Origin of the sequence: Burkholderia singularis, from assembly GCF_001718875.1 — a bacterium.
Lineage (GTDB): Bacteria > Pseudomonadota > Gammaproteobacteria > Burkholderiales > Burkholderiaceae > Burkholderia > Burkholderia singularis.
The window spans coordinates 1,968,981-1,993,998 of record NZ_CP013448.1; the positions used below are offsets into that span (position 1 = coordinate 1,968,981).

28 protein-coding genes are annotated in these 25,018 nt (G+C 66.2%); 19 read left to right on the top strand and 9 right to left on the bottom strand.

Annotated features, from left to right (window positions below):
• The first annotated feature begins 63 nt into the window (after window positions 1-63).
• From mltG to AQ611_RS09005, 10 genes are all read left to right on the top strand, one after another.
• On the top strand, window positions 64-1,083 hold the full coding sequence (mltG, locus tag AQ611_RS08955) for an endolytic transglycosylase MltG (RefSeq protein WP_059518236.1): 1,020 nt from the start codon (window positions 64-66) through the stop codon (window positions 1,081-1,083).
• A complete protein-coding gene (gene tmk / locus AQ611_RS08960; RefSeq protein WP_059518234.1) occupies window positions 1,083-1,703 on the top strand; it encodes a dTMP kinase in 621 nt (206 codons plus the stop codon). Before mltG ends, tmk begins: the two co-directional genes overlap by 1 nt.
• A gap of 22 nt (window positions 1,704-1,725) precedes the next feature.
• The gene (locus AQ611_RS08965) at window positions 1,726-2,760 is read left to right on the top strand and encodes a DNA polymerase III subunit delta' (protein ID WP_069234275.1); all 1,035 of its coding nucleotides are present in this window, start codon (window positions 1,726-1,728) and stop codon (window positions 2,758-2,760) included.
• Window positions 2,761-2,823: 63 nt separating this feature from the next.
• Window positions 2,824-3,333: a GNAT family N-acetyltransferase gene (locus tag AQ611_RS08970; RefSeq protein ID WP_069234276.1), complete on the top strand. Its 510-nt coding sequence runs from the start codon at window positions 2,824-2,826 to the stop codon at window positions 3,331-3,333.
• Window positions 3,334-3,388: 55 nt separating this feature from the next.
• On the top strand, window positions 3,389-4,198 hold the full coding sequence (locus tag AQ611_RS08975) for a TatD family hydrolase (protein WP_069234277.1): 810 nt from the start codon (window positions 3,389-3,391) through the stop codon (window positions 4,196-4,198).
• A gap of 12 nt (window positions 4,199-4,210) precedes the next feature.
• Entirely contained in the window at window positions 4,211-4,933 is a 723-nt protein-coding gene (locus AQ611_RS08980; RefSeq protein WP_059518226.1) for an ankyrin repeat domain-containing protein, read from the top strand.
• Window positions 4,934-5,006: 73 nt separating this feature from the next.
• Window positions 5,007-5,369: a Rap1a/Tai family immunity protein gene (locus AQ611_RS08985; protein ID WP_059518224.1), complete on the top strand. Its 363-nt coding sequence runs from the start codon at window positions 5,007-5,009 to the stop codon at window positions 5,367-5,369.
• Between the two features lie 84 nt (window positions 5,370-5,453).
• Window positions 5,454-6,650, top strand: a complete 1,197-nt coding sequence (locus tag AQ611_RS08990) for a mechanosensitive ion channel family protein (RefSeq protein ID WP_059518292.1) — start codon at window positions 5,454-5,456, stop codon at window positions 6,648-6,650.
• 201 nt (window positions 6,651-6,851) lie between these two features.
• Window positions 6,852-8,027: an AAA family ATPase gene (locus AQ611_RS08995; protein ID WP_069234278.1), complete on the top strand. Its 1,176-nt coding sequence runs from the start codon at window positions 6,852-6,854 to the stop codon at window positions 8,025-8,027.
• Between the two features lie 495 nt (window positions 8,028-8,522).
• The gene (locus tag AQ611_RS09005) at window positions 8,523-9,587 is read left to right on the top strand and encodes a glycosyltransferase family 4 protein (RefSeq protein ID WP_059518215.1); all 1,065 of its coding nucleotides are present in this window, start codon (window positions 8,523-8,525) and stop codon (window positions 9,585-9,587) included.
• Between the two features lie 124 nt (window positions 9,588-9,711).
• Here AQ611_RS09005 and AQ611_RS09010 read toward each other — a convergent pair whose 3' ends face one another.
• The 3 genes from AQ611_RS09010 to AQ611_RS09020 all read right to left on the bottom strand — a co-directional run bounded on the left by AQ611_RS09010 (window position 9,712) and on the right by AQ611_RS09020 (window position 11,419).
• Window positions 9,712-10,299, bottom strand: a complete 588-nt coding sequence (locus AQ611_RS09010) for a BPSL1445 family SYLF domain-containing lipoprotein (RefSeq protein WP_059572689.1) — start codon at window positions 10,297-10,299, stop codon at window positions 9,712-9,714.
• Window positions 10,300-10,476: 177 nt separating this feature from the next.
• A complete protein-coding gene (locus AQ611_RS09015) occupies window positions 10,477-10,920 on the bottom strand; it encodes a hypothetical protein (protein WP_059518288.1) in 444 nt (147 codons plus the stop codon).
• A 211-nt stretch (window positions 10,921-11,131) separates the two neighbouring features.
• Window positions 11,132-11,419, bottom strand: coding sequence for a PsiF family protein (locus AQ611_RS09020; protein ID WP_059518286.1), 288 nt, complete (start codon window positions 11,417-11,419; stop codon window positions 11,132-11,134).
• Between the two features lie 244 nt (window positions 11,420-11,663).
• On the opposite strand from AQ611_RS09020, the gene AQ611_RS09025 reads away from it, so the two are divergent.
• Entirely contained in the window at window positions 11,664-12,704 is a 1,041-nt protein-coding gene (locus AQ611_RS09025) for an asparaginase (RefSeq protein ID WP_069234280.1), read from the top strand.
• Window positions 12,705-12,866: 162 nt separating this feature from the next.
• Here AQ611_RS09025 and lysM read toward each other — a convergent pair whose 3' ends face one another.
• From lysM to gcl, 4 genes are all read right to left on the bottom strand, one after another.
• A complete protein-coding gene (lysM, locus tag AQ611_RS09030; RefSeq protein WP_059518211.1) occupies window positions 12,867-13,337 on the bottom strand; it encodes a peptidoglycan-binding protein LysM in 471 nt (156 codons plus the stop codon).
• Window positions 13,338-13,913: 576 nt separating this feature from the next.
• Window positions 13,914-14,819 (bottom strand): 2-hydroxy-3-oxopropionate reductase, encoded by a 906-nt coding sequence (locus tag AQ611_RS09035; RefSeq protein ID WP_069234281.1) that lies wholly within the window; start codon window positions 14,817-14,819, stop codon window positions 13,914-13,916.
• A 43-nt stretch (window positions 14,820-14,862) separates the two neighbouring features.
• Complete coding sequence (gene hyi / locus AQ611_RS09040) at window positions 14,863-15,672, bottom strand: hydroxypyruvate isomerase (protein WP_069234282.1); 810 nt, start codon at window positions 15,670-15,672, stop codon at window positions 14,863-14,865.
• An 88-nt stretch (window positions 15,673-15,760) separates the two neighbouring features.
• Window positions 15,761-17,536, bottom strand: a complete 1,776-nt coding sequence (gcl, locus tag AQ611_RS09045) for a glyoxylate carboligase (protein WP_069234283.1) — start codon at window positions 17,534-17,536, stop codon at window positions 15,761-15,763.
• Between the two features lie 156 nt (window positions 17,537-17,692).
• On the opposite strand from gcl, the gene AQ611_RS09050 reads away from it, so the two are divergent.
• On the top strand, window positions 17,693-18,604 hold the full coding sequence (locus AQ611_RS09050) for a substrate binding domain-containing protein (protein ID WP_059518203.1): 912 nt from the start codon (window positions 17,693-17,695) through the stop codon (window positions 18,602-18,604).
• Window positions 18,605-18,617: 13 nt separating this feature from the next.
• On the opposite strand, the gene AQ611_RS09055 is transcribed toward AQ611_RS09050, so the two are convergent.
• Both AQ611_RS09055 and AQ611_RS09060 read right to left on the bottom strand, forming a co-directional pair.
• A complete protein-coding gene (locus AQ611_RS09055) occupies window positions 18,618-19,022 on the bottom strand; it encodes a cupredoxin domain-containing protein (protein ID WP_083237269.1) in 405 nt (134 codons plus the stop codon).
• Window positions 19,023-19,046: 24 nt separating this feature from the next.
• Window positions 19,047-20,015: a metallophosphoesterase family protein gene (locus AQ611_RS09060; RefSeq protein WP_069234284.1), complete on the bottom strand. Its 969-nt coding sequence runs from the start codon at window positions 20,013-20,015 to the stop codon at window positions 19,047-19,049.
• 174 nt (window positions 20,016-20,189) lie between these two features.
• On the opposite strand from AQ611_RS09060, the gene AQ611_RS09065 reads away from it, so the two are divergent.
• The 7 genes from AQ611_RS09065 (at window position 20,190) to AQ611_RS09095 (ending at window position 24,947) form a co-directional block, all read left to right on the top strand.
• Complete coding sequence (locus tag AQ611_RS09065) at window positions 20,190-20,852, top strand: RNA polymerase sigma factor (RefSeq protein ID WP_374755087.1); 663 nt, start codon at window positions 20,190-20,192, stop codon at window positions 20,850-20,852.
• Complete coding sequence (locus AQ611_RS09070; RefSeq protein ID WP_069234286.1) at window positions 20,842-21,720, top strand: anti-sigma factor family protein; 879 nt, start codon at window positions 20,842-20,844, stop codon at window positions 21,718-21,720. The genes AQ611_RS09065 and AQ611_RS09070 overlap by 11 nt, the downstream gene beginning before the upstream one ends.
• A 232-nt stretch (window positions 21,721-21,952) precedes the next feature.
• On the top strand, window positions 21,953-22,327 hold the full coding sequence (gene rpsF, locus AQ611_RS09075) for a 30S ribosomal protein S6 (RefSeq protein ID WP_039221416.1): 375 nt from the start codon (window positions 21,953-21,955) through the stop codon (window positions 22,325-22,327).
• 34 nt (window positions 22,328-22,361) lie between these two features.
• Window positions 22,362-22,661, top strand: a complete 300-nt coding sequence (priB, locus tag AQ611_RS09080) for a primosomal replication protein N (protein ID WP_059518201.1) — start codon at window positions 22,362-22,364, stop codon at window positions 22,659-22,661.
• 2 nt (window positions 22,662-22,663) lie between these two features.
• Complete coding sequence (gene rpsR / locus AQ611_RS09085) at window positions 22,664-22,939, top strand: 30S ribosomal protein S18 (RefSeq protein ID WP_004193360.1); 276 nt, start codon at window positions 22,664-22,666, stop codon at window positions 22,937-22,939.
• A gap of 27 nt (window positions 22,940-22,966) precedes the next feature.
• Window positions 22,967-23,419 carry a 50S ribosomal protein L9 gene (rplI, locus tag AQ611_RS09090; protein WP_059518198.1) on the top strand — a complete coding sequence of 151 codons (453 nt, stop codon included), beginning with the start codon at window positions 22,967-22,969 and terminating at the stop codon, window positions 23,417-23,419.
• 145 nt (window positions 23,420-23,564) lie between these two features.
• Complete coding sequence (locus tag AQ611_RS09095) at window positions 23,565-24,947, top strand: replicative DNA helicase (RefSeq protein WP_059518196.1); 1,383 nt, start codon at window positions 23,565-23,567, stop codon at window positions 24,945-24,947.
• Window positions 24,948-25,018: the final 71 nt, after the last annotated feature.

Consider the following 25,018-nt stretch of genomic DNA (forward strand, 5'->3'; position numbering starts at 1 on the left):
CAATCCTGACTTTGGATGAGACAAGCAAGTTATTATATGAAGTCTATCTGATTCACGTTCCGCATGTCCGTTCTGAAGAAGTGCGCCGCGTTCGCGGTGCTGGCCGTTGTTTTGCTGGGCGTCGCGTGCGCGGGCGGCGCTTATTGGTGGGCCACCCGGCCCGTGGCGCTTGCCGGTCCCGTCGTCGACGTCACCATCATGCCACGCAGCAGCGTGAGGAGCGTCGCGCAGCAGCTTGCACGCGGCGGCGTTCCGATCGAGCCGAAGTGGTTCGTCGCGTTGACCCGCGTGCTGGGCGTGTCGAGCCAGCTCAAGTCGGGCAATTACGAATTCAAGGCGGGCGTGACGCCTTACCAGGTGGTGCGCAAGGTGTCGCGCAGCGATCCTGGCGAATCCGCCGCCGCGGTGATCGAAGGCTGGACCTTCAAGCGCATGCGCGCGGAACTCGATGCGAACCCGGCGCTGCTGCACGCGAGCGCGGGAATGACCGATGCGCAGCTGCTGCGTGCGATCGGCGCGTCCGGCGACGAAATCGCGCGCGGCAGTGGCGAAGGGCTATTCTTTCCCGACACTTATTTGTTCGATCACGGCGCGCGGGATCTGGACGTCTATCGTCGCGCGTATCGTCTGATGCAGGCGCGTCTGGCCGAAACATGGGCGGCACGCGCGAGCGGCCTGCCGTTCGGCACGCCTTACGAAGCGCTGACAATCGCGTCGCTGGTCGAAAAGGAAACCGGGCACGCGGCCGACCGCGCGCTGATCGCCGCGGTGTTTGCGAACCGGCTGCGGCGCGGCATGCCGTTGCAGACCGACCCGTCGGTGATTTACGGACTCGGCGACGCGTATTCGGGGCGGCTTTTCAAACGCGATCTGCAAACCGACACTCCGTACAATACCTATACGCGCCGCGGGCTGCCCCCGACGCCGATCGCGCTGCCCGGCGAGGCGGCGCTGCGGGCCGCGGTCAATCCCGCCGTGACGTCGGCGCTCTATTTCGTGGCGAAGGGCGACGGCACCAGCGTGTTTTCCGACACGCTGGGAGATCACAACAAGGCCGTAGACAAATACATCAGAGGTCAGTAATGGCGCGTGGCAAATTCATCACGTTCGAAGGCATCGACGGAGCGGGCAAGACGACGCATCTGCAATGGTTTTGCGAGCGGCTCGGCGACAAACTCGCCGCAAGCGGCCGGCAGGTCGTCGTCACGCGCGAGCCGGGCGGCACGCAGCTTGGCGAAACGTTGCGCGAGATACTGCTCAAGCAGCCGATGGACATCGAAACCGAGGCGCTTCTGATGTTTGCCGGCCGGCGCGAGCACCTTGCGCTCGTGATCGAGCCCGCGCTCGCGCAGGGCAACTGGGTGGTCTCCGACCGCTTCACCGATGCGACGTTCGCCTACCAGGGCGGCGGCCGCGGGCTGCCGCGCGACAAGCTCGAAGCGCTCGAGCGCTGGGTGCAGGGCGGCTTCCAGCCGGATCTGACCGTGTTGTTCGATTTGCCGCCGCAAGTGGCGAGCGCGCGGCGCGGAGCGGCGCGCGCGCCGGACAAGTTCGAAAGCGAGTCCGATGCGTTTTTCGCGCGCACCCGCGCCGAATATCTGCGCCGCGCGCAGGAAGCGCCGCACCGCTTTGCGATCGTCGATTCGAGCGAATCGGTTGCGCAGATCCGCAAGAAGCTCGAAGGCGTGCTCGCCGCGCTGTAACGAACGGACAACGCAAACCATCATGATCTATCCGTGGCAGACCGACGACTGGAACCGCTTGCAGACATTGCGCGCGCATTGGCCGCACGCGCTTTTGCTGCACGGCCAGGCCGGTATCGGCAAGCTCGCGTTCGCGCGGCATCTGGCCAAGGGGCTGCTGTGCGAGACCCCGGGCGAGAACGGCGAGCCGTGCGGCGCATGCGCCGCGTGCACGTGGTTCGAGCAGGGCAATCATCCCGATTATCGGATCGTCGTGCCCGAAGCGCTGGCGGGCGAGGCGGGCGCGTCGGCGGCCGCCGACGAGCCGAAGGCCGCCGACGCCGATGACGGCGGCAAGAAAACCAAGACGCCGAGCAAGGAAATCAAGATCGAGCAGGTGCGCGCGCTTGTCGATTTCTGCGCTATTGCGTCGCATCGCGGCGGCGCGCGGGTCGTCGTGTTGTATCCGGCCGAAGCGCTCAACGTCGCGGCGGCGAACGCATTGTTGAAAACGCTCGAGGAGCCGCCCGCAGGGGTCGTGTTCGTGCTCGTGTCGGCGCGCATCGACCGGCTGCTGCCGACGATCGTGAGCCGCTGCCGCCAATGGCCGATGACGATGCCCGCGCCCCAGGCGGCGGTGGCCTGGCTCGCCGCGCAGCATGTGGCCGACGCGCCCGCGCTCGTTGCCGAGGCGGGCGGCGCGCCGCTCGCGGCGCTCGCGCTCGCGAGCGACGAGAACCGGCCGCTGCGCGACTGGACGCTCGCGCAGCTCGCGGCCGGCGCCGCGTGCGATCCGTTCGCATGCGGCGAGACGTTGCAGAAGCTGCCGGTGCCCGTGGTGCTCGGCTGGCTGCAACGGTGGCTGTACGATCTGCTGGCCGAGCGCATGGCGGGTGCGCCGCGCTACTTTCCCGCGCAGCGCACTGCGCTCGCACGCTGCGCGCAGACGCTCGATGTGGGCGCGTTCGCGCGCTTCACGAAGACAGTCACGCGGCAGCGGGCGGCCGAGAATCATCCGCTCAACGCGCGGCTTGTGTTCGAGGAACTCTTTCTCGGCTATCGCGAGCTGTTTGCGTAGTGCGCGGCCGGCTTGTCATCGTTCCGATCGTTCCGTTCATCGCTTTGCCCATCATCCCCTGACATGAGCCAGCTTGCATACCGTGACGCGACTCTGGACGATCTGCCCGCGATCGTCGCCATCTACAATTCGACGGTTGCGTCGCGCCAGGTGACGGCCGATACCGAGCCGGTGAGCGTCGACAGCCGGCGCGCGTGGTTCGACGCGCATCAGCCGCACACGCGGCCGCTGTGGGTCGTCGAGGAGGCGGGCCGGATCGTCGCGTGGTTGAGTTTTTCCGATTTCTACGGCCGGCCGGCGTATGGCCATACGGTGGAGATCAGCATCTATCTGGATGAGTCCGTGCGCGGCAAGGGGCTCGGCAGCCGATTGCTCGACGCGGCGCTGGCGCGCGCGCCGGCGCTCGGCGTGCACACCGCGCTGGGCTTCATCTTCGGTCACAATGCGCCGAGCCTTGGCCTCTTCGCGCGCCACGGCTTTACGACCTGGGCAACGCTGCCGCGCGTCGCGGTGCTCGACGGCGTCGAGCGCGATCTGTTGATCGTCGGCAAGCGGCTCGTCGGCGACGCATAGCGCGCCGCGCTGTCCGCATGTTTCGCGCCGTGTGCGTGGTAGCAAGGAATACATCATGTTTGTCGATTCTCACTGTCATATCAATTTCGAGGGGCTGGCCGAGCGGCTGCCGCAGGTGCTCGCGAACATGCGCAAGCACGGCGTCACGCATGCGCTATGCGTGTCGGTCGATCTGGAGACGCTGCCTTCGGTGCTCGCGATCGCGCGCGATCACGACAACGTCTTCGCGTCGGTGGGCGTGCATCCGGATCACGAGCACGCGCGGGAGCCGACGCTTGCCGAGCTGATCGAACTGGCCGCGCATCCGAAAGTCGTCGCGATCGGCGAGACGGGGCTTGACTACTATCGTCTCGACGGGCGCTCGATCGCCGACATGGAATGGCAGCGTGAGCGCTTTCGCACGCACATCCGCGCCGCGCACGCGACCAACAAGCCGCTGATCGTCCATACGCGCGCCGCCGCCGACGACACGCTGCGCATCATGGCCGAGGAGCGCGCGAGCGTGCCGGGCGGCGTGATGCATTGCTTCACGGAGCCGTGGCCCATTGCCGAGCAGGCGCTTGCGCAGAACTTCCATATCTCGCTGTCGGGGATCGTCACGTTCAAGAGCGCGGCCGACGTGCAGGACGTCGCGCGACGCGTGCCGCTCGAGCGTTTGCTGATCGAAACGGATTCTCCGTATCTCGCGCCGGTGCCGTATCGGGGCAAGCCGAATGAACCTGCATACGTTAGCCATGTCGGACGCTTTATCGCGGCGCAACGTGGAATGACCGACGAAGCGCTGGCCGCCGCGACGTCGAGCAATTTTTTCCGGCTGTTCAAGATCGCCCAAACGGGCGGCGCCAGCCTAGTCAACCAGGGGTAGGAGTTGAAAAAAATGAAGTCGATCAAGTACTTGTCGAATAAGCGCGGGTTTGGCGCCGGATGTCGCGCGCTGCTGGTCGCGGGCGGGCTTGGCGTGCTCGCCGCGGCGGGCGCGCATGCGGAATCGCTCGACGGGATCGTGAAGGCGGTCAAGTTCGACGACATCAAGGACATCGCCAAGCAGCTCAAGAACGGCCTCGATCCGAATACGGTCGCCTCGAACGGAGACCCGCTGCTTGTGATCGCAGCGCGCGAAAAATCGGATCAGGTGGCCGCTGCGCTCGCGTCGGCACCGAACGTCGATCTCGAAAAAGAGGACAAGGCAGGCGAGAACGCGCTGATGCTCGCCGCGCTGAACGGCGATCTGCCGCTCGTGAAGCTGCTGGTCGACAAGGGCGCGGAAGTCAGCAAGAAGGGCTGGTCGCCGCTGCACTACGCGGCGACGAACGGGCATGACGAAGTCGTCAAGTATCTGCTCGAGAAGTCCGCCTATATCGACGCCGCGTCGCCGAACGGCACCACGCCGCTGATGATGGCCGCGCGCGGCAACCACGGCTCGACGGTCACGCTGCTGCTCGATCAGAATGCCGATCCTGCGATCAAGAACCAACTCGGCGTGACCGCACTCGATTTCGCCAAGCACTACAACGCGCCCGATGCGCTCGCGATCCTGTCGAAGCGCACGACGCGCCTCGGAGACGCCCCGGCGCCCGATGCGCAAAAGGGTGCAAAATAAGCTGCGTCGGCGCGGCCTCGGGCCGCGCCTTTCGTTGTATCGGCGGTTACGCCTTCTGACACGAGGAAGATTCATGTTGCGGGCTAAGTTTTGCGCCGCCGCACTGGCCATGCTTACTGCGCCGTTGACGGCCGCGGCCTTCACGGCGGGCGATCTGGACAAGCTGTGCGCGAAGACCGACGTCAAGTCGCGGGCGTCGTGCGCGGCATATATCGAAGGCGCGGCCGATGGTGTCTACAACACGATCGACGCGATCGGCGGCACCACGGGGCCGCGCGTCGGCCAATATTTCTGCTTGCCGGCCGACATCAAGGCGCAGCAGATGACGGATGCGGTGCGCAAGTACATTGCGGAAAATCCGAAGCTCGCCGACTACAACGCGAGCACGGCGGTATCGCTCGGGCTCGGCAAGGCATTTCCCTGCCGAAGTTATTGACTGGTTTTGGCGCGGATTGCCGCGCTCACGCGTTCGTGCGTGTGCGGCCATCCGTGCGTTGCGCTCGACGGAGTCACGGCGCGCATGATGACGATCGACGATCTGTGGCGCATCGCCGATGCGCCGCTGCACACCTGGCTGGGCACGCTCGTCGTGTCGGCGCTCGTGCTGCTCGCGGTGGCGCTCGTCCATCGGATCGGCGCGCGCGTCGTCGCGCGGATCGCGCGGCCGTATCCATTCATGGGCGTGATCGTGCCATACCTCGATCGGCCGTCGCTCGCCGTGCTGCTGTTTCTCGCGCTCGAATTCCTGTGGCTGCAAACCGCCGATGCGCTGCCGCTCGCGGGCGCATTGCGCACGATCGCGGCGGTCGGCGTGATCATCGCGATCACGTGGCTGCTGATGCGGCTTGCCGCGGCGGTAGGCGAGGCGATCGTGCGCGCGCACCCGATCGACGCACCCGACAACTTGCAGGCGCGCCGCATCCATACGCAGACGCGCGTGCTCGCGCGCACCGTGATGGTGATGATCGTCGTGATCGGCACCGGCGCCGCGCTGATGACGTTTCCGAACGTGCGGCAGGTGGGCGCGAGCCTGCTCGCGTCGGCGGGCGTCGCGGGGCTCGTTGCCGGGATTGCCGCGCGGCCGGTGCTCGGCAATATGATCGCCGGCTTGCAGATCGCGCTGTCGCAGCCGATCAGGCTCGACGATGTCGTCGTGATTCAGGGCGAGTGGGGGCGCATCGAGGAAATCACCGGCACTTACGTATCGGTGCGTCTGTGGGATCAGCGCCGGCTCGTCGTGCCGTTGCAATGGTTCATCGAGAATCCCTTCCAGAACTGGACGCGCAGCAGCGCCGAGATCATCGGCTCGGTATTCCTGTATGTCGACTACCGGCTGCCGCTGGAGCCGCTGCGCGAGGCGTTCGCGCGGATCGTCGCCGATGCGCCCGAGTGGGACGGCCGCGTTCACGTGTTGCAGGTGACCGATGCGACCGAGCGGTCGATGCAGTTGCGCGCGCTCGTCAGCGCGCGCGATTCGTCGCTCGCGTGGGATTTGCGCTGCCGTGTGCGCGAGGGGCTCATCGCATTTATTCAGCAGCATTATCCGGAATGTCTGCCGCGCGATCGCGCGGAATGGTCGACGCCGTCCGATTCCGCGGCACGCGCGCCTCGAGCGCCCGCCGTGGCGGGCACGGCGGAGCCCGCCGCGAGCACCGCGGCGTTCACGGCGGCCGATCCGACCGCGCCCGAGGCGGGCGGCGCGCGTGCGCCGCATTGAGCCGCGGCGGGGGATGTCGGACGCACTTTGCGTGCCGGGTTTGCTGAAACCGCTGAAACCGCTGAAACCGCTGAAACCGCTGAAACCGCGGCACGAAACCCGCACCGCTTCGCGCGGTCACTCCCGAGTCGGCCGCCGTGCCGGCGTCGCTATCCGCTCGGCCCGCCCGTAACCTGATCCGATTCGTCGATTCTTTATCCTATGCCGTCTCTCACCGCTGTTGCCATTGCCGGCTACCGATCGCTGCGTGACCTCGTCGTGCCGCTCGGTGCGCTCAACGTGATCACCGGGCCGAACGGCAGCGGCAAATCGAGCGTTTATCGATCGCTGCGTCTGCTCGCGGATACGGCCCAAGGGCGCGTGATTCCGTCGCTCGCACGCGAAGGCGGCTTGCCGTCGACGCTTTGGGCCGGCCCCGAGCGTTTCTCGCGCGCCATGCTGTCGGGCGACGTGCCAGTGACGGGCACCGTTCGCAATCAACCGGTCAGTTTGAAACTCGGCTTTGCGTGCGATGATTTCGGCTACGCGATCGATCTCGGCCTGCCGATTCCGAGCAGCTCGGAATTCGGGCTCGATCCGATCATCAAGCGTGAATGCATCTGGAGCGGGCCGGTGCCGCGGCCGTCGACGCTGCTGGTCGACCGGCACGGCGCGCAGTTGCGTACCCGCGACGCAACGGGCGCATGGCAGAGCGTGCCGCAGCCGGTCGCGAGCTTCGACAGCATGATGACCGAGTTCGCCGATCCGCGCGGCGCGCCGGAGATGATCGCGTTGCGCGAACGGATTCGTTCATGGCGCTTCTACGATCACTTGCGTACCGACGCCCTCGCGCCCGCGCGGCTGCCGCAGGTGGGTACGCATACGCCGGTGCTGGCCGACGACGGCGCCGATCTGGCCGCCGCGTTGCAGACGATCCGCGAGATCGGCGATCGTGCGGCACTGGAAGCGGCGATCGATGACGCGTTTCCGGGCGCGCGGATCGATATCGACAATCCGGGCAAGCAGGGCCGCTTCGAGACGCTGATGCATCAGCCGGGCCTGCTGCGGCCGCTGCGCGCGGCCGAGCTATCGGATGGCACGCTGCGCTATCTGCTGCTCGTCGCGGCGTTGCTGACGCCGCGCCCGCCCGCGCTGCTCGTGTTGAACGAGCCGGAGACGAGTCTTCATCCCGATCTGCTGCCGGCGCTCGGCCGCCTGATCGCGCAGGCCGCCGAGCGCTCGCAGGTGATCGTGGTGTCGCATGCGGCGCGTCTCGTCGCGTCGCTCGAGCGCGAGCCGGGCAGCCGCTCGATCGTGCTCGAGAAGGTGCTCGGCGCAACGCGGATCGCCGACGCGGACGCACTCGATCCGCCGCCATGGAAATGGCCGGCGCGCTGAACGGTGCCGACAACGCGTGCGGCGATGCGGGTGCGGCGGGCGGAGGCTGCGGAGCGAGGCGGCAAGTGGCGGGCAGCAGGCGCAGCGGGCCGCCGAATACGGTCGCCCGGAAACTCGGGCGACCGCACTGCGCGAGCCGGGCATCGAATGACCCGAGCGCGATCAACGTCGAGCGGACGGGCAAACGCGACGTTCACCTGCGCCGCCCCGCGCGCCACGCTCGAACGGAACGCCCGAACGCCCCCGTCATCATGGGCCCGTCAACGCCGCAACTGTCTGCCGATGCTGCAAGGCAATAACCCAACGAAACTTTTTGCGCGGCTGGACAACGGCCTGCGCGGCTGCAAACATGCGGGTTTTCCGAATGTATCCGTTCTGTAACAAGACCGAAAAAATGCAATCGGCCACGCAGGGCCACGTGCCGGTGGCGATAATGATGACTTATCGCGATGGCGTTCGACGCCGGCGCGCCGGCCGTCATGGGAGGCAGTACCGATGAGAATTGCGCAGATCGCCCCGTTGACCGAGTCCGTGCCGCCGAAGTTGTACGGCGGCACCGAGCGCGTCGTCTCGTACATCACCGAAGCCCTCGTCGATCTGGGGCACGACGTCACGCTGTTCGCCAGCGGCGATTCAGTCACGCGCGCGAAGCTCGACGCAGTCTGGCCGCGCGCGTTGCGGCTCGACACGTCGATCCGGGACCGGATCGCACCGCACATGCTGCTGATGGAGACCGTCGCGCGCCGCGCGCAGGAATTCGACGTGCTCCATTTCCACATGGACTACTACTCGTTTTCGGTCTTCAACCGTCAGCAGACGCCGTTCGTGACGACTTTGCATGGCCGTCTCGACCTGCCGGAACAGCAGCCGGTGTTCGACACGTTCGATACGGCGCCCGTCATTTCGATTTCGAATGCGCAACGCCAGCCGATGCCCCAGGCGAAATGGCTGACGACCGTCTATCACGGCTTGCCGGAGCAGCTTTATACGCCGCAGCCCGTCGAGCAGGCGTATCTCGCCTTCCTCGGCCGGATTTCGCCGGAAAAGCGCGTTGATACGGCGATCCGGATCGCGCAGCGCTGCGGGATGCGGATCCGGATCGCGGCGAAGATCGATTCCGCCGACGAAGCGTACTTCGAGCGCGAGATCAAGCCGCTTTTCGCGCTGCCGCACGTCGAATTCATCGGCGAGATCGCCGATCATGAAAAGGCCGCGTTTCTTTCCGGCGCGCACGCATTGCTGTTCCCGATCGACTGGCCCGAGCCGTTCGGCCTCGTGATGATCGAAGCGATGGCGTGCGGCACGCCCGTCATCGCATTCAATCGCGGCGCGGTGCCTGAAGTGATCGACGACGGCGTGTCCGGTTTCATCGTCGAAGACGAGATCGGTGCGGTCGCGGCGGTGAACCGTCTGCCGGCGCTGTCGCGTGCACGCGTGCGGCAGCGCTTCGAGCAGCGCTTCACGGCCAGGGGAATGGCGCAGCAATACGTCGACGTCTATCAATCGCTGATTCGCGCGCAAAAGCGCTCGCGCTTCAAGGTGATCGATTCGGCATCGTGAGCGGCGAGGGCGGCGTCGGCTACGCCGCGCGCGGGTGTGCCGCATAAAAAAACGGCGATGCGCGTTCGCGCATCGCCGTTTTTGCATCTGCCGCCCGCCATGCGAGCGGCAAGCGATGCATGCGTCAGATCTTCAGCTTCGTGACCTTGGTGCCGCTGATCGACACGTCGCCCATCAGGCCGGCGTTCGTCAGCACGATCACTTCGACGGGCGCGGTGGCCGTCGTCGTGTCGATGGCGCCGTTCGCGCCCATCTTCACGAGCGCGACCGAGGCATCGGCGCCGGCGGCCCAGCCGTCCGAGCTGCGGAATTTGTCGAGCGCGTCCTGCGTCATGAAGAGGAACACGATCGCCTTCGACTGCGCACCCGCCTGCAAACCGACCGAGATCGACGACGTGTTGTAGTAGCCGACCGTCGCGCCGCCGACGCGCAGCGCGCCATTGCCGCTCTGGCCGCCGATGATGAGGCCTGCTTGGATCACGTCCGGGAACACCAGCACGCCGCGCGATTTCGCGACCAGCTCGCGCGAGCCTTTCACCGTCGAATACAGGCGCGACAGCGTCGCGTCAACGCTCGCATCGATTGCTTGACGCTTCGACGCGTTGGTCGTGGCATTGTCGGGCTTGTTCGGCGTGGTCGTGCAGCCGGTGAGCGCGAGACTGCCGACGACGAGTGCGGCCGCAGCTTTCAACACGAGTTTGCGTTTTTGCATCGCTTTTTTCTCCATCAATGTAGTTCAGCGTATTTCCCGAGAACGGGGCGTACCACGCCGAACTTTATAACACAGAGGGCCGTATCGTTTGCCCGGCGTAAGGTGAAGCAACGTCAAATTGCCGGATTCCGGCGGCGCTCGCGGCACGGGTGGCGGTTGCTGCGCGGAGCGCCGCGGTCAATGAGGGGAAACCGGCGGCTTGATCGGGGGGCGGCGCAGCGCGCGGCGCACGAGGGCGATCAGCACGCCGCACGCGAACAGGAAGGCGGCGGGCACGATCCAGTAGCCGACGAATGCGTGCCACAGGTAGCTGGCGAGCGTGCGGCGGCGCAGCGCGAATTCGTTGCGCGCCTCCTGCTGCCGATGCGCGTTGGCGGCCAGCACGTCGGCCGGGCAGCCGGCGGCGCGCGCCTCGTCCGGCTCGCCGTGGCAAACGGCGGCGGCGCCTGCCGCGCGCTGCGCGTCGGTAAGCTCCCAGGTGGTCAGCGCGAGCTTCAGATCCGCGTAGTTATAGGCCATTTCCTCGCGGATTTCCCGCACAGCGACGATCGCGACGGGCACCGCCCAGAACACGATGACGATCACCCAGCGGCGGAACCAGCGATTTTGTCTCCATGCCATCCGTGCCTCCGTTTGGCGCGCGCGATGCGCGCCTGTCATGAGGGCGGCCCGATGGCGCTTCTTGTATGGGGTGACGAGGGCCGCGCTGCAGCCATCATAGAAGAAAACGGCGGAAGATGCGGCACAATGCCGCGGCGCGGACGTGCGCCGGAAAAGAAAATGCCGCGCCCGCCGAAACGGTGCGCGGCATCGTGCCGATCGGCAGGCAGCCTCAGGCGGCCGGCTGGCTCGACAGGCAACTCTTCATGAAGGTCTTGCGCTCGTCGCCCTTCTTGTCGCCGGCTTGCATGTTGCACGCCTTCATCTTTTCCTGCTGCGACAGCTTCTTCGGCTTCGCAGACAAGCATCCCTTCATGAATGCCTTGCGCTCGTCGCCCGTCTTGCCGGCAGCCTGCGCGTTGCATGCTTTCATTTTGTCTTGTTGGCTGTTTGCGGCGAAAGCAGGCGTTGCCAGCACGCCGCCGACGAGCAGCGCGGCCATCAGCGATCGGATCTTCATTGGACACTCCCGTTGGGTGAATTGCATTTTGTTCGTCAAGCCGCGAATCGCGCGGCAGCGCGCATCGCGCTTTGCATTATGGCAAATCATCGATGAAACAACAAAATGACCCGGGAAAACGCCGATTGATGCGCGGCGCCGCGCCGCCCGCTGCGCATGGGCCGCGCGGCGGGCGGCCGGCCGGCACCGGTTTCGCGGCGGCGGGGATATCGCCGCGCGCCCCGCAGCCGGTACAATCGCGGCCATGAATGCACTGACCTCCCGTACTCCTGACACTTCGAATCCGGCGCCACGCGCGCTGCCGCGCATCGCCGTGCTTGCCACCGGCGGCACGATCGCGGGCGCTGCCCCCGACGCCACGCAGACTGCCGGCTATCAGGCCGGCGCGCTCGGCGTCGACCGGCTGCTCGACGCCGTGCCGGCGCTTGCCCAAATCGCGACGATCCGGGCCGAGCAGTTGGCGAGCATCGACAGCAAGGATCTGTCGCATGCGCTGTGGACGACGCTCGCCGAGCGGATCAACGCGCTGCTCGCCGATGATGACGTCGATGGCGTCGTCGTCACGCATGGCACCGACACGCTCGAGGAAACCGCGTACCTGTTGCAATTGACCATCAAGCACGCGAAGCCCGTCGTGCTCACGGCGGCGATGCGGCCCGCGACCGCGCTGTCGTCGGACGGCCCGCTGAACCTGCTGAACGCGGTGACCGTCGCGGGCAGCGGCGCGGCGCGCGGGCAGGGCGTGCTCGTCGTGTTCAACAACCGGATTCACAGCGCGCGCGACGTCGTGAAGACAAGCACCTATGCGCTCGACGCGTTCCATTCGCCGGAACTCGGCGCGCTCGGCTGGGTGCAGGACGGACGCATCGAGTTCGCGCGCCGCGCGACACGGCCGCATACGCTCGATTCGCGCTTCTCGATCGGCGCGGCGTGGCCGCAGGTGGAGATCGTCGCGAGCTATGCGGGTGTCTCGCGCGTGGCCGTCGATGCATGCATGGCCGCGGGCGTGCGCGGGCTTGTGGTCGCAGGCACGGGCAACGGCTCGATTCATGCGACGTTGCAGGCGGCGCTCGCCGATGCGGCGGCCAACGGCGTCGCGGTGGTGCGGGCGTCGCGCGTCGGTTCGGGGCACGTGATGCGCAACGGCGCGGCGAACGACGACGCGCTCGGCTTCGTCAGCGCAGGCTCGCTCAATCCTTACAAGGCGCGCGTGTTGCTGATGCTCGCGCTCGCGGCGGGCGTGACGGACGCGCGCGCATTGCAGCAAGTGTTCGATACGTATTGATTCAGCCGCGCGATCGCGCGTTGCGCGGCTGTGCGCCGCTCGTGACGGGCCGGCGGCCTGCCGATGGTGTGCTATCCGCGTTTGCCGCCTGCGATCGATCGATATAAAAAAAGCGGACCGTCAGGTCCGCTTTTCGCATCATGCCGGTAACGTCCGCCTCGATCAGGACTGCGGCGGAATCACCAGCTTCTGGCCCGGATAGATCTTGTCCGGGCTCGACAGCATCGGGCGGTTCGCCTGGAAGATCACGTCGTTCTTCGCGCCGTTGCCGTAGTACTTCTCGGCGATCTTCCACAGGTTGTCGCCGGACACGACGTCGTGGTACTGCACTTGCGGATCGTCCGGCTGCAGGTTGTCGTCGTTGACGCCGGCGACGCCTTGCACGTTGCCCGCGGCCACCTTGACCTTGGCCTTCGTGTCGAGGTCGCCGGCGTTGCCCGACAGCGTGACGGTGCGCGATGCGCCGTCGAACTCGACCGTCAGATTCGACGTGTCGAGACCTTGCGCGGAGATGTAGTTCTTGATTGCGTCAGCGGCCGTCTGGTTTGCCGCGGCCGGATCGGTTGCGGCTTGCTCATCGCTCTTGCCGAGCAGCTTTTCGCCTGCCTCTTTGATGAACGAAAGAAGACCCATCGCAACACTCCTTCAGGTGATTGACAAAAGATGCGCCATCAGGCCGGGATACGTGGCGCGAAAAGCGTCGCGCCGGCGTGCCCGGCTCTCGGAAGGCGTCGCGAAAGTGTAGGCGTTCGCGCTGTAAATTGCATGAAAAATCGCGCGGGCGAACGTCAAGAAATGTAATAGGCAAGGTCATGGAAAAGAGCGGGTGCGCGCCATCCGACAGACGGACACCCGACGACGACGTCTGACCGACCAAGGCTTGCCCGTCGCCGCCGGGCGCCGCTGCACGGACCCGCGTGCCGCTTCGCGCGGGAAGCGGCGCCGGTGGCGCCGCCGTCATGGCTGGCGGCGCGCACCTTCGATCGAAAGCGTCGAAGTGCCGCTTTCGTTGCAACTCGCGCCGGTTCATTCCGGCGACTTGTTTGTGTGATAAATGCGGATGCTGCAATGGCACCGGCGCTGCCCCTGCCTGAATGGGCGCCGTATCACGCAGCACGGAGCCCGTGAATTGCGGCGCGCATTACGCTGCCTGCGCCACCGCCATAGCCAGCACGAGCCCCCCTTTGCCGGACACGATTACCCATTGCATCACGCGGCCTTCACCTCGGCGCGCGGCTCGGCGATCTCATGGTTCGACATGATTTCGAGCGCGCGCACGATCGCCGAGTGATCCCACCCGCCGCCGCCGTGCGCGGCGCACACGTTGAACAACTGCTGCGCGCTTGCGGTGTGCGGCAGCGCGATGCCGAGCCGCCGTGCGCCGTCGAGCGCGAGGTTCAGATCCTTGCGATGCAGATCGATCCGGAAGCCCGGCTCGAACGTGCGCTTCGTCATCCGCTCGCCGTGCAGCTCGAGAATGCGCGATGACGCGAAGCCGCCCATCAGCGCGCGGCGCACGCGCTCGGGATCGGCGCCCGAGCGCGCGGCGAACAACAGCGCCTCGGCCACTGCCTCGAGGTTCAGCGCGACGATGATCTGGTTCGCGACCTTGCAGGTCTGGCCCGCGCCGTTGTCGCCGACGAGCGAGATGTTCTTGCCCATCTGCTCGAACAGCGGCTTCGCATGCTCGAACGCCCGCTGGGGGCCGCCGACCATGATCGTCAGCGTCGCGTCGCGCGCGCCCACTTCACCGCCGGATACGGGTGCGTCGAGATAATCGCAATCGAGCGCGTTGATCCGCTTCGCGAACTCGCGCGTATCGAGCGGGGAGATCGAACTCATGTCGATCACGAGCTTGCCGGCCGTGAGGCCGTGAGCGACACCGTCGTCGGCGAACAGCACGTTGTGTACGTCGGGCGTGTCGGGGACCATCACGATCACGATGTCCGACGCTTGGGCGACGGCCGTCGAATGCGCGACGACCTGCGCGCGTGCGCGCAGGTCGTCCGGCACGGGGTGCGCGCCGTTGACGACGAGCTGATGGCCGCCATTGAGCAAGTTGCGCGCCATGTGCGCGCCCATGATGCCGAGGCCGATGAAGCCGATCGTTGCCATTGCGTTGTCTCCTGAAAGAGGGGGCGTAGAGGGGCAGGCGTGGTCACCCGATGCGGTGCGCGCGGTCCGCGCCGGCGCGGCGGGCCTCGTCGAGCCAGCCGAGGCCGCCGGCCGTCGTCGTGCGCGGCTTGTATTCGCAGCCGATATAGCCGTCGTAGCCAAGCTCGTCGAGCAGCGCGAACAGATACGGGTAATGGATTTCTCCGGTGCCGGGCTCGTGGCGGCCCGGATTGTCCGCAAGCTGGATATGCGCGATCGAACCGATGTGCCGGCGAAGCGTCGCCGCCAGTTCGCCCTCCATCCGCTGCATGTGGTAGATGTCGTATTGCAGGAACAGATTGTCGGCGCCGACCGCGCGGATCACGTCGAGCGCGTCGGCCGAGCGTTGCAGCGCGAAGCCGGGGAGGTCGTATCCGTTGCACGGCTCGACGAGCAGGCGCAGGCCGGCCTTTTTCAGTTCGGCGGCGGCAAAGCGCAGGTTTTCGACGATCGTCGCCAGTGTCGTGTCACGGCGCTGATCCGCCGGCGCGATGCCGACGAGGCAATTGAGCTGCGGCACGTTCAACGTGCGCGCGTAGTCGATCGCACGGCCCACGCCGTCCTGGAATTCGCCGACGCGATCGGGCAGGCAGGCGATTCCGCGCTCGCCGCGCTCCCAGTCGCCCGCGGGCAGATTGTGCAGCACGAGCCGCAGGCGGTGCGCGTCGAGCCGCTCGGCGAGCGCGTCCGGCGCATACGGGTACGGGAACAGGAATTCGACGGCGTCGAAGCCTGCATCGGCGGCGGCCTTGAAGCGCTCGAGAAACGGCGCTTCGTTGAACAGCATGGTCAGGTTGGCGGCAAATTTCGGCATGACGGGGTTCTTGCGGGTCGGTCAGAGAAAAATCGCTCGACACTGAACGGTCGAACTTTCCAGGCAATGCGGCACGCCCGGCGCGCGCTCAGTCGAGCAGCGAGATCGCGGTGGGTGCGTGCTCGGGCTTGTCGGCGAGATCCTCGAACTCGTTGATCGCGTCGATCTCGGCGCCCATCGAGATGTTGGTCACCCGCTCGAGCATCACCTCGACGACGACGGGCACGCTGAATTGCGCCGCCATTTGTTGCGCGCGCTCGAGCGCGGGCGCGATCTCGTCGGGCTTGAACACGCGCAGCGCCTTGCAGCCAAGCCCCTCGACAACGGCGACGTGATCGACGCCATAGCCGTTCAGCCCGGGCGCGTTGACGTTGTCGAACGCGAGCTGCACGCAGTAGTCCATGTCGAACGCGCGCTGCGCCTGGCGGATCAGGCCGAGATACGAGTTGTTGACGACGACGTGCACGTAAGGCAGCTTGAATTGCGCGCCGACCGCGAGTTCCTCGATCATGAACTGGAAATCGTAGTCGCCCGACAGCGCGACGATCGGCCGGCTCGGATCGGCCGCGCGCACGCCGAGCGCGGCGGGTATCGTCCAGCCGAGCGGGCCCGCCTGGCCGCAGTTGATCCAGTTGCGCGCCTTGTACACATGCAGGAACTGCGCGCCCGCGATCTGCGACAGCCCGATCGTGCTGACGTAGCACGTGTCGCGGCCGAACACCTTGTTCATCTCTTCGTACACGCGCTGCGGCTTGATCGGCACGTCGTCGAAATGGGTTTTGCGCTGCAGCGTGCGCTTGCGGGCCTGGCAGTCGGCCACCCATGCGCTGCGGTCCTTGAGCCGGCCCGCGGCCTGCCATTCGCGCGCGATTTCGACGAACAGCGCGAGCGCGGCCTTCGCGTCCGACACAATGCCGAGATCGGGGCCGAACACGCGGCCGATCTGCGTCGGCTCGATGTCGACGTGGACGAACTTGCGGCCTTTCGTATAGACGTCGATGCTGCCCGTATGGCGGTTCGCCCAGCGGTTGCCGATGCCGAGCACGAAATCCGACGCGAGCAGCGTGGCGTTGCCGTAGCGATGCGCGGTTTGCAGGCCGACCATGCCCGCCATCAGCGGATGGTCGTCGGCAATCGCGCCCCACGACATCAGCGTCGGGATCACCGGCACCCCGACGGTTTGCGCGAACTCGACGAGCAGCGCGTCGGCCGCCGCGTTGATCACGCCGCCGCCCGAGACGATCAGCGGCCGCTCGGCGTCGTTGAGCATCGCGAGCGCGGCCTCGATCTGCGCGCGGCTCGCATGCGGCCGGTAGACGGGCAGCGGTTCGTAGGTCGAGATGTCGAATTCGATCTCGGCCAATTGCACGTCGATCGGCAGGTCGATCAGCACCGGCCCGGGCCGGCCCGAGCGCATCAGATGAAACGCCTGCTGGAACACACGGGGCACCAGCGCCGGTTCGCGCACCGTGACCGCCCATTTCGTCACGGGCTTGGCGATCGCCTCGATGTCGACCGCCTGGAAATCCTCCTTGTGGAGCCGCGCACGCGGCGCCTGGCCGGTGATCGCGAGAATCGGGATCGAATCCGCCGATGCCGAATAAAGGCCGGTGATCATGTCGGTGCCGGCGGGGCCGGACGTGCCGATGCACACGCCGATATTGCCGGGCGCGGCCCGCGTGTAGCCCTCGGCCATGTGCGAGGCGCCCTCGACGTGCCGTGCGAGCACGTGGCCGATCGCGCCCGAGCGGCGCAGCGCCGAGTAAAGCGGGTTGATCGCCGCGCCCGGCACGCCGAACGCGGTTTGGATGCCTTCCTTCTCGAGCACGAGCACGGCGGCGTCGACGGCTCTCATCCTGGCCATGGTGTCTCCTTGATTTCGCTACGGATCGCGAGGGTTGGACATACTTTAGGGATACGTAAAAGCTTTGATAAGATCCGCTCCAGTCGCTTATTTCGAAACTAAAAGTATCGAATGCTCGGCTGTGCCGGATGGGCAAAAGAGCATGGGAGACAGCGGATGGACCGGTTCAAGCAAATCGAAACGTTCGTGCGGGTCGCGGATGCGGGCAGCCTCGCGGCGGCGGCGCTCGAGGAAGGGGTGTCGCCCGTCGTGCTCGGCAGGCGGATCGACGCGCTGGAAAAGCGCATCGGCGTGAAGCTGATGTACCGGTCGACGCGAAGGCTGGTCGTCAGCGAGGACGGCGCGGCGTTTCTCGAGCGCTGCCGGGGCTTGCTTGCCGACTGGGCGCATGCGGAAAACGAACTCGCGGCCGGCCGGCGCGCGGTAAGCGGGCATTTGATCGTGTCCGCGCCGGCCGCGTTCGGCCGCAAGCATGTCGCGCCGCTCGCGCCGGCGTTCATGGCCGACAAGCCCGATTTGCAGATGTCGTTCAACCTGACCGACCGCGTCGTCGATCTGGTGCGCGAGGGCTACGATCTGTCGATCAGAATCGGCGGCGCGGTCGATCCGAATTTCGTCGCGGTGAAGCTGGCGTCGAACCGGCGCGTCGTTTGCGGCACGCCCGGGTACTTCCGCCGGCACGGCCGCCCGAAGTCGCTCGACGATCTCGCGCATCACAACTGCCTCGCGTTCAATTTGCAGGGCGGGCAGAACCGCGGCTGGTATTTTCGCCGCAACGGCAAGCTCGTGACGATGCGCGTATCGGGCACGCTCGACTGCAACGACGGCGAATTGCTGCATCGTTGGGTATCCGAAGGGCTGGGGCTGGGCTGGCGCTCGACTTGGGAAATCGCGCAGCAGCTCGCGCGCGGCGAACTCGAGACCGTGCTCGACGAATATGCGCTGCCCGATTACGACATCCTCGCCGTCTATCCGCAGCAGCGCTACGTGCCGGCGAGAGTGCGCTATTTCATCGACTATCTGCGCGACGTCTATGCGCGGCCGGGCTATTGGGAAGGCGCCGGTTGACGCGCGCCGCCGGTCATCCGACGACGATCACGCCGTTCATCGTCTCATGCCCGGAGCCGCAGAAAATGTCGCACAGAAAATCGATCGTGCCACGCTCGCCCGCTTGCGCGGCAAGCCGCACGACGACGCCCGGCGGCACATCGGCGCGCACGCCAAGCTGCGGAATCGAAAAACCCATCACGGTGTCTTCGGCCGTCAGCTCGAACACTACCGCTTCGTGCGGCGCGAGCGCGATGCGGTTCGGCGTGAAAACGAAGCGGCGCGCATGAACCTTGATGACGCGCGGCGCGCCGGCCGCGCGCACGGTTAGAGCGGCGAGCGCGCAGATTGCCGCGCCGGTTGCGGCGAGCCAGCGGCGGCGCGCCGGCTGCGCGGGCGATGGGCGTGCGATGAGAGCGGGCATGGCGATGTCGGGCATGGCGGTTGACCTCGTCGTATTCGTTCAATCTGCCTGGTGTTCGGGCGGCACGTCACGCATGCCGTTGGCGTGGCCGGCGCCGTCGGCTTCGATCGGCCGCTCGGTCAGCGTGAACGCGCCCGGCGCGTCGTCCGCGCGCACGTCGCGCCAGCCGAGCCCGCGATAGGGCGCGCCCGCGTCCCACGGCACCGGCAGACGCTTGGGTTGCGAGCCCGCGGCGGGCAGCGCAAACATCAGCGAGCGCGCGGCGTGGTGGGCGATATGGCCGGTCATCGCGTGATGAGTCTGATGGATGTGCCCGTAGAACACCGTCACGTTCGCATATGGCATCAGCATCTCGAGCACCTGGGCGCCGTCGCGCGTGGCCCAGTCCCATTGCGGCGCGAGATCGAACAGCGGCCGGTGGGTGAACACGACGATGCGCGCGTCTTTCGGCAAACGCGCAAGATCGCGGGCGAGCCAGTCGATCTGCGCGTCGCCGACGCGGCCGGCCGGGTCGGACACGTTGTCGAGCACGATGAAGTGCACGCCGTGGCGATCGAACGTGTAATGCGTGTCGCCGAAGATCTCGCGATATGCGTCGCCGGCGTCGAGGCTCGCGTCGTGTTCGCCCGGCATCAGATACAACGGTTTTGCGTCGAGCCGTGCGACGATCGAGCGGAACTCGCGCATCCGTGCACGGCGCTCGGCCGCATCGTCGGTGGTATGCGTGAGGTCGCCCGTGAAGATTACGAAATCGGGCGCGACGGGCAGTGCGTTGACGGCGGCAATCGCTTTGGGCAGCGTGCCTTTCGGATCGGGATTGATCGCCGGGCTCGCAAACCCCCAATGCGCATCGGACAGCTGAACGAAAAAGAAATCGGCATCCTTGCCGAAGCTCCAGCCGGGCAGCGCGGATGCGAACGCCGCGCCGCCCCCTGCGGCGGCTAGGCGCAGAAAGTCGCGGCGGCGTAGCGAGCGGATTGACCGGGGCGGTTTGAGAGGCTGTCGCATGGCGTGCTCGTTCGAGGTGGATGGCGATGCCTGTCCAACCGGCAGAGGCCGGGCTTTATTCCCGGTTTATTTTTCATGTCCGGCCGTGCGGGACGGGAATAAACTCGACGCACCTCCGGTATGGGTTTCGAATGAGGCGGCCGGCGACAAGCGATTCGCCGTGCTGCGCGGATCGTGCGCCGGAAAGGGGGATGCGTGGACGAGGACGGTCGGCAGGTCAGCGGCAACGACGCGGGTAGCGCGGCGCGCAGCCTTCGGTTCCAGCAGCTCGCGCTGCCGCATCTGGATGCGGCGTACAACCTTGCCCGCTGGCTGTGCGGCAATTCGCTCGACGCCGACGACATCGTGCAGGAGGCGTTCATGCGCGCATTGCGCTTTTTCGATTCGTTTCGCGGCGACAGCGCCCGCCCGTGGCTGCTCGCGATCGTGCGGCACACGTGGTATGACGAATGGCGCCGGCGCGCGTCGGCGCCGGAGGTGGCGGCATACGACGACGAGCGCGACGCGGTGGCGCCCGACGGCTGGGGCGTCGGCATCGACGATCCGCAGACGCTGCTGATCCGCGCGGAGGACGCGAGGCTCGTACATGCCGCGCTCGAGCGTTTGCCGGCCGCGTATCGCGAGGTGCTGGTGCTGCGCGAGATGGAGGAACTCAGCTATCGCGCCATCGCGGCAATTGCGGGCGTGCCGGTCGGCACCGTGATGTCGAGGCTTGCGCGGGCCCGTGCGAAACTCGCTGGCGCGCTTGCCGGCGTGCGCGCGAATGAGGCGCGATTGGCGGGCTCGTGCGCCTCGGGCGCAGGCGGCGGGGCATCGGAGGCTGTCGATGGACTGTAACGAAACGCGCGCGCTGCTCGGCGCGGATCTCGATCGCGAATTGCCGCTGCTCGATGCGCGGCGCGTCGCGCGTCACCTCGACGGGTGCGCGTTGTGCCGTGGCGAGCGCGATGCGCTGGCGGCGCTCGGCCGCGCGGTGCGGCTTGCCGATTACCATCGTGCGCCGCCGGCGTTGCACGCGAAGATCGTTGCGTCGCTGCCGGGTGCCGACGCACGGGATGCACGGGATGCACGGGCGTTGCGATCGCGGCTCGCTGCCGCGGCCGGAGTTGCGTCGCGCGTTTGGCAAGGGCTGCGCGGGCGCGCGCCGGCGGGCAGGGCGGCGCGCGATTTCACGCCGATGGCCGCCTTCGCGCCTGGCGCCGCGTGGCTGGCGGCCGCTGCGCTCGTCGCGGGCGCAGCCGCTGGTGTGGCGTTCACCGCGCACCGCGGCGCGGATGACGCGTTGGTCGCGGAGCTAGTGTCGAGCCACGTTCGCGCGGCGCTGTCCGGGCGCGACATCGACGTTGTGTCGACCGATCGGCATACGGTGAAGCCCTGGTTCAACGGCCGCCTCGACTATGCGCCGCCCGTCGTGGATCTCGCGTCGAGCGGCTTCGCGCTCGCGGGCGGGCGGCTCGATTATGTCGGCGGCCGGCGGGTGGCGGTGCTGGTCTACCGCTACCGGCGGCATGTCGTCGACGCTTATGTATTCCCGATGCAGGGCGGCTCGAGCATCAGCGCCGATTCGGTCGTCGAGCAGGGTTATGCGCTGGCGCGCTGGCACGCGGGCGGCATGACGTGGTGGGCTGTCACGGATGCCGAGCCGGGCGCGCTTGCCGCGTTCCGCGCGGCCCTGGCGGCGAATCTGCCGGCTACGGGGCAGTAACGGCCGCGCGGGCGCCGGATCGCAGCGCATTAACTGGGGACACAATACAGACGGTTGCCCGGGCGCGGCAAACGTCGGCCTGCGGCCGCCAAGTCTTTGAAAACATGGCCGAAACCGACGGAAAATCAATGTAAGTCTTGTGCGGCCGCTTCAATCGGGTTACACTTTCCGGCTTCTCACTTGCCACACCGGTTCAGACGCCCGGGTGGCTTCTATCCACAAGGAGTGTGTAATGCGTCATTACGAAATCGTCTTCATCGTGCACCCCGATCAGAGCGAGCAAGTGCCCGCGATGATCGAGCGTTACAAGACCACGATCACGTCGCACGGCGGCCAGATCCACCGTGTCGAAGACTGGGGCCGCCGCCAACTGGCCTACATGATCGAGAAACTCGCTAAGGCTCACTACGTCTGCATGAACATCGAGTGCGACCAGGCGACGCTCGACGAACTCGAACACGCGTTCAAGTTCAACGACGCCGTGCTGCGTCACCTCATCGTCAAGATGAAGAAGGCCGAAACCGGCCCGTCGCCGATGATGAAGGAAGTTCAGCGCGAAGAAGCCAAGAAGGCGGCTGCTGCTCAGCCGACCGAAGCGCAGGCTTAACGTATCTCAAGCCATCAAGGAGCGCGTCGCTTTCGTGAACAGGCTGCAACTGACGGCGAGCGTCGTCGAGCGTGAACCGGTGCGGTACACCCCCGCCGGCGTTCCGATCGCCAGCGCCACGTTGCAGCACAAGACCGAAGTCGTCGAAGCAGGCATTGCCCGGCAGGTCGAATTGACGATCCCGGCCGTGGCGGCAGGCGAGGCGAGCGGCAAGCTGGAAAGCTGCGAGATGGGCGTCGAGACGCTCTTCACCGGCTTTCTCGCGAAAAAGAGCCGCAACGCGAGAACCTTGGTGTTTCACATCACAGCATTGCAGGACATTGGAAAGGACTGAACATGGCCCGCCCCACTGGTAAAAAATTCGACAAGCGTCGTCAGCAGCAAAACCCGCTCTTCAAGCGCAAGAAGTTCTGCCGCTTCACGGCAGCCGGCGTCGAGCAGATCGACTACAAGGACACCGAAACGCTGAAGGACTTCATCGGCGAAAACGGCAAGATCACGCCGGCGCGCCTGACGGGTACGAAGGCCCACTATCAGCGCCAGCTCGATACGGCGATCAAGCGCGCGCGTTTCCTTGCGCTTTTGCCGTACACCGATCAGCACAAGGCGTAATCAGGCGACGCAATAAGGAGAATTCGAATGCAAATCATTCTGTTGGAAAAAGTCGCCAATCTGGGCAACCTCGGCGATATCGTCAAGGTCAAGGACGGTTACGCGCGTAACTTCCTGATTCCGAACCGCAAGGCGCGCCGCGCGACGAAGGACGCGATCGCCGAATTCGAAGTCCGCCGCGCGGAACTCGAAAAGGTCGCTGCCGAAAAGCTGGCGGCCGCGCAAGCAGTTGGCGAGAAGCTGGGCGGTCAGACGTTCGAAATCACGCAGAAGTCGGGCGTCGACGGCCGTCTGTTCGGCTCGGTCACGAACGCTGACGTTGCGGAACTGCTGAAAAAGGCAGGCTACGATGTCGAGAAGGCGCAGGTTCGCATGCCGGAAGGCCCGCTGAAGATGATCGGCGAGCATGGCGTGCAAGTCGCGCTGCACACGGACGTCGTCGTCGACGTCACGATCAACGTGATCGGCGACCACGCGTAACAACGCGTGTCCTCTCCGGGCGGCGCCTGCCGCTCGACATAAAGGGCAGGGGCCTGGGCAACCGGTTCCTGCCTTTTTTCGTTCCACGGGCGCCGGCACGGCGCCGGCTGGCGGAGCTGCGACTATTTCGCGATAATCCCAACCCATGAACGCGCCTCAAGATCCCCAAATCGAATCGCTGAAAGTCCCGCCGCACTCGATCGAGGCCGAGCAGTCCGTGCTGGGCGGACTGCTGCTCGACAACGGCGCATGGGACCGGATCGCCGATTTCCTGTCGCAGAGCGATTTCTACCGGTACGACCATCGCGTCATCTTCGAACACATCGGCCGTCTGATCGCGACGACTCGCCCGGCCGACGTCGTGACCGTCTACGAGGCGCTGACGACGTCCGGCAAGGCCGAAGAGGTGGGCGGGCTCGCGTACCTGAACGCGCTGGCGCAGAATACGCCGAGCGCGGCGAACATCCGCCGCTATGCGGAAATCGTGCGCGATCGCGCGGTGCTGCGCCGGCTCGTGTCTGTCGCCGACGAAATCTCGGCCGACGCATTCAATCCGCAAGGCCGGGAAGTTCGCCAGTTGCTCGACGAAGCCGAGGCGAAGGTGTTCTCGATTGCCGAGGACGGCGCGCGCGGCACGCAAGGCTTCCTCGAGATCGGACCGCTGCTCACGCAGGTGGTCGAGCGGATCGACACCCTTTACCACACCGCGAATCCGAGCGACGTGACCGGCACGCCGACGGGCTTCGTCGATCTGGACCGTATGACGTCCGGGATGCATGGCGGCGAGCTGATCATCGTCGCGGGGCGCCCATCGATGGGTAAGACCGCGTTCTCGATGAATATCGGCGAATATGTCGCCGTCGAATACGGGCTGCCAGTTGCGGTGTTCTCGATGGAAATGCCGGGCACGCAACTCGTGATGCGGATGCTCGGCTCGGTTGGCCGGCTCGACCAGCACCGGATGCGTACTGGCCGCCTGAGCGATGAGGATTGGCCGAAGCTCACGCACGCGGTGCAAAAAATGAGCGAGGCGCAACTGTTCATCGACGAGACGGGCGGCCTGAATCCGATGGAATTGCGCTCGCGGGCGCGCCGGCTCGCGCGTCAATGCGGCAAGCTCGGGCTGATCATCGTCGACTATCTGCAACTGATGACGGGCTCGTCGCAAGGCGAGAATCGCGCGACCGAAATCTCGGAAATCTCGCGGTCGCTGAAGAGTCTCGCGAAAGAACTCGATGTGCCGGTGATCGCGCTGTCGCAGTTGAATCGAGGGCTGGAGCAACGGCCGAACAAACGGCCGGTGATGTCGGACTTGCGCGAATCGGGCGCCATCGAGCAGGACGCGGACGTGATCCTGTTCATTTATCGCGACGAGGTTTATAACCCGGACAGCCCCGACAAAGGCACGGCCGAGATCATTATCGGCAAGCAGCGTAACGGCCCGATCGGGCCCGTTCGGCTCACGTTCCTGGGGCAATATACGAAGTTTGACAATTTTGCGGGTGCGCAAAATTTCTACGGCGAGTAGCGCCGGATGTAAACCCCTCGTGAGCAAAACGTTGTATCCCGTTGTCGTCCGGGCGGACTTGTGCGATCGAA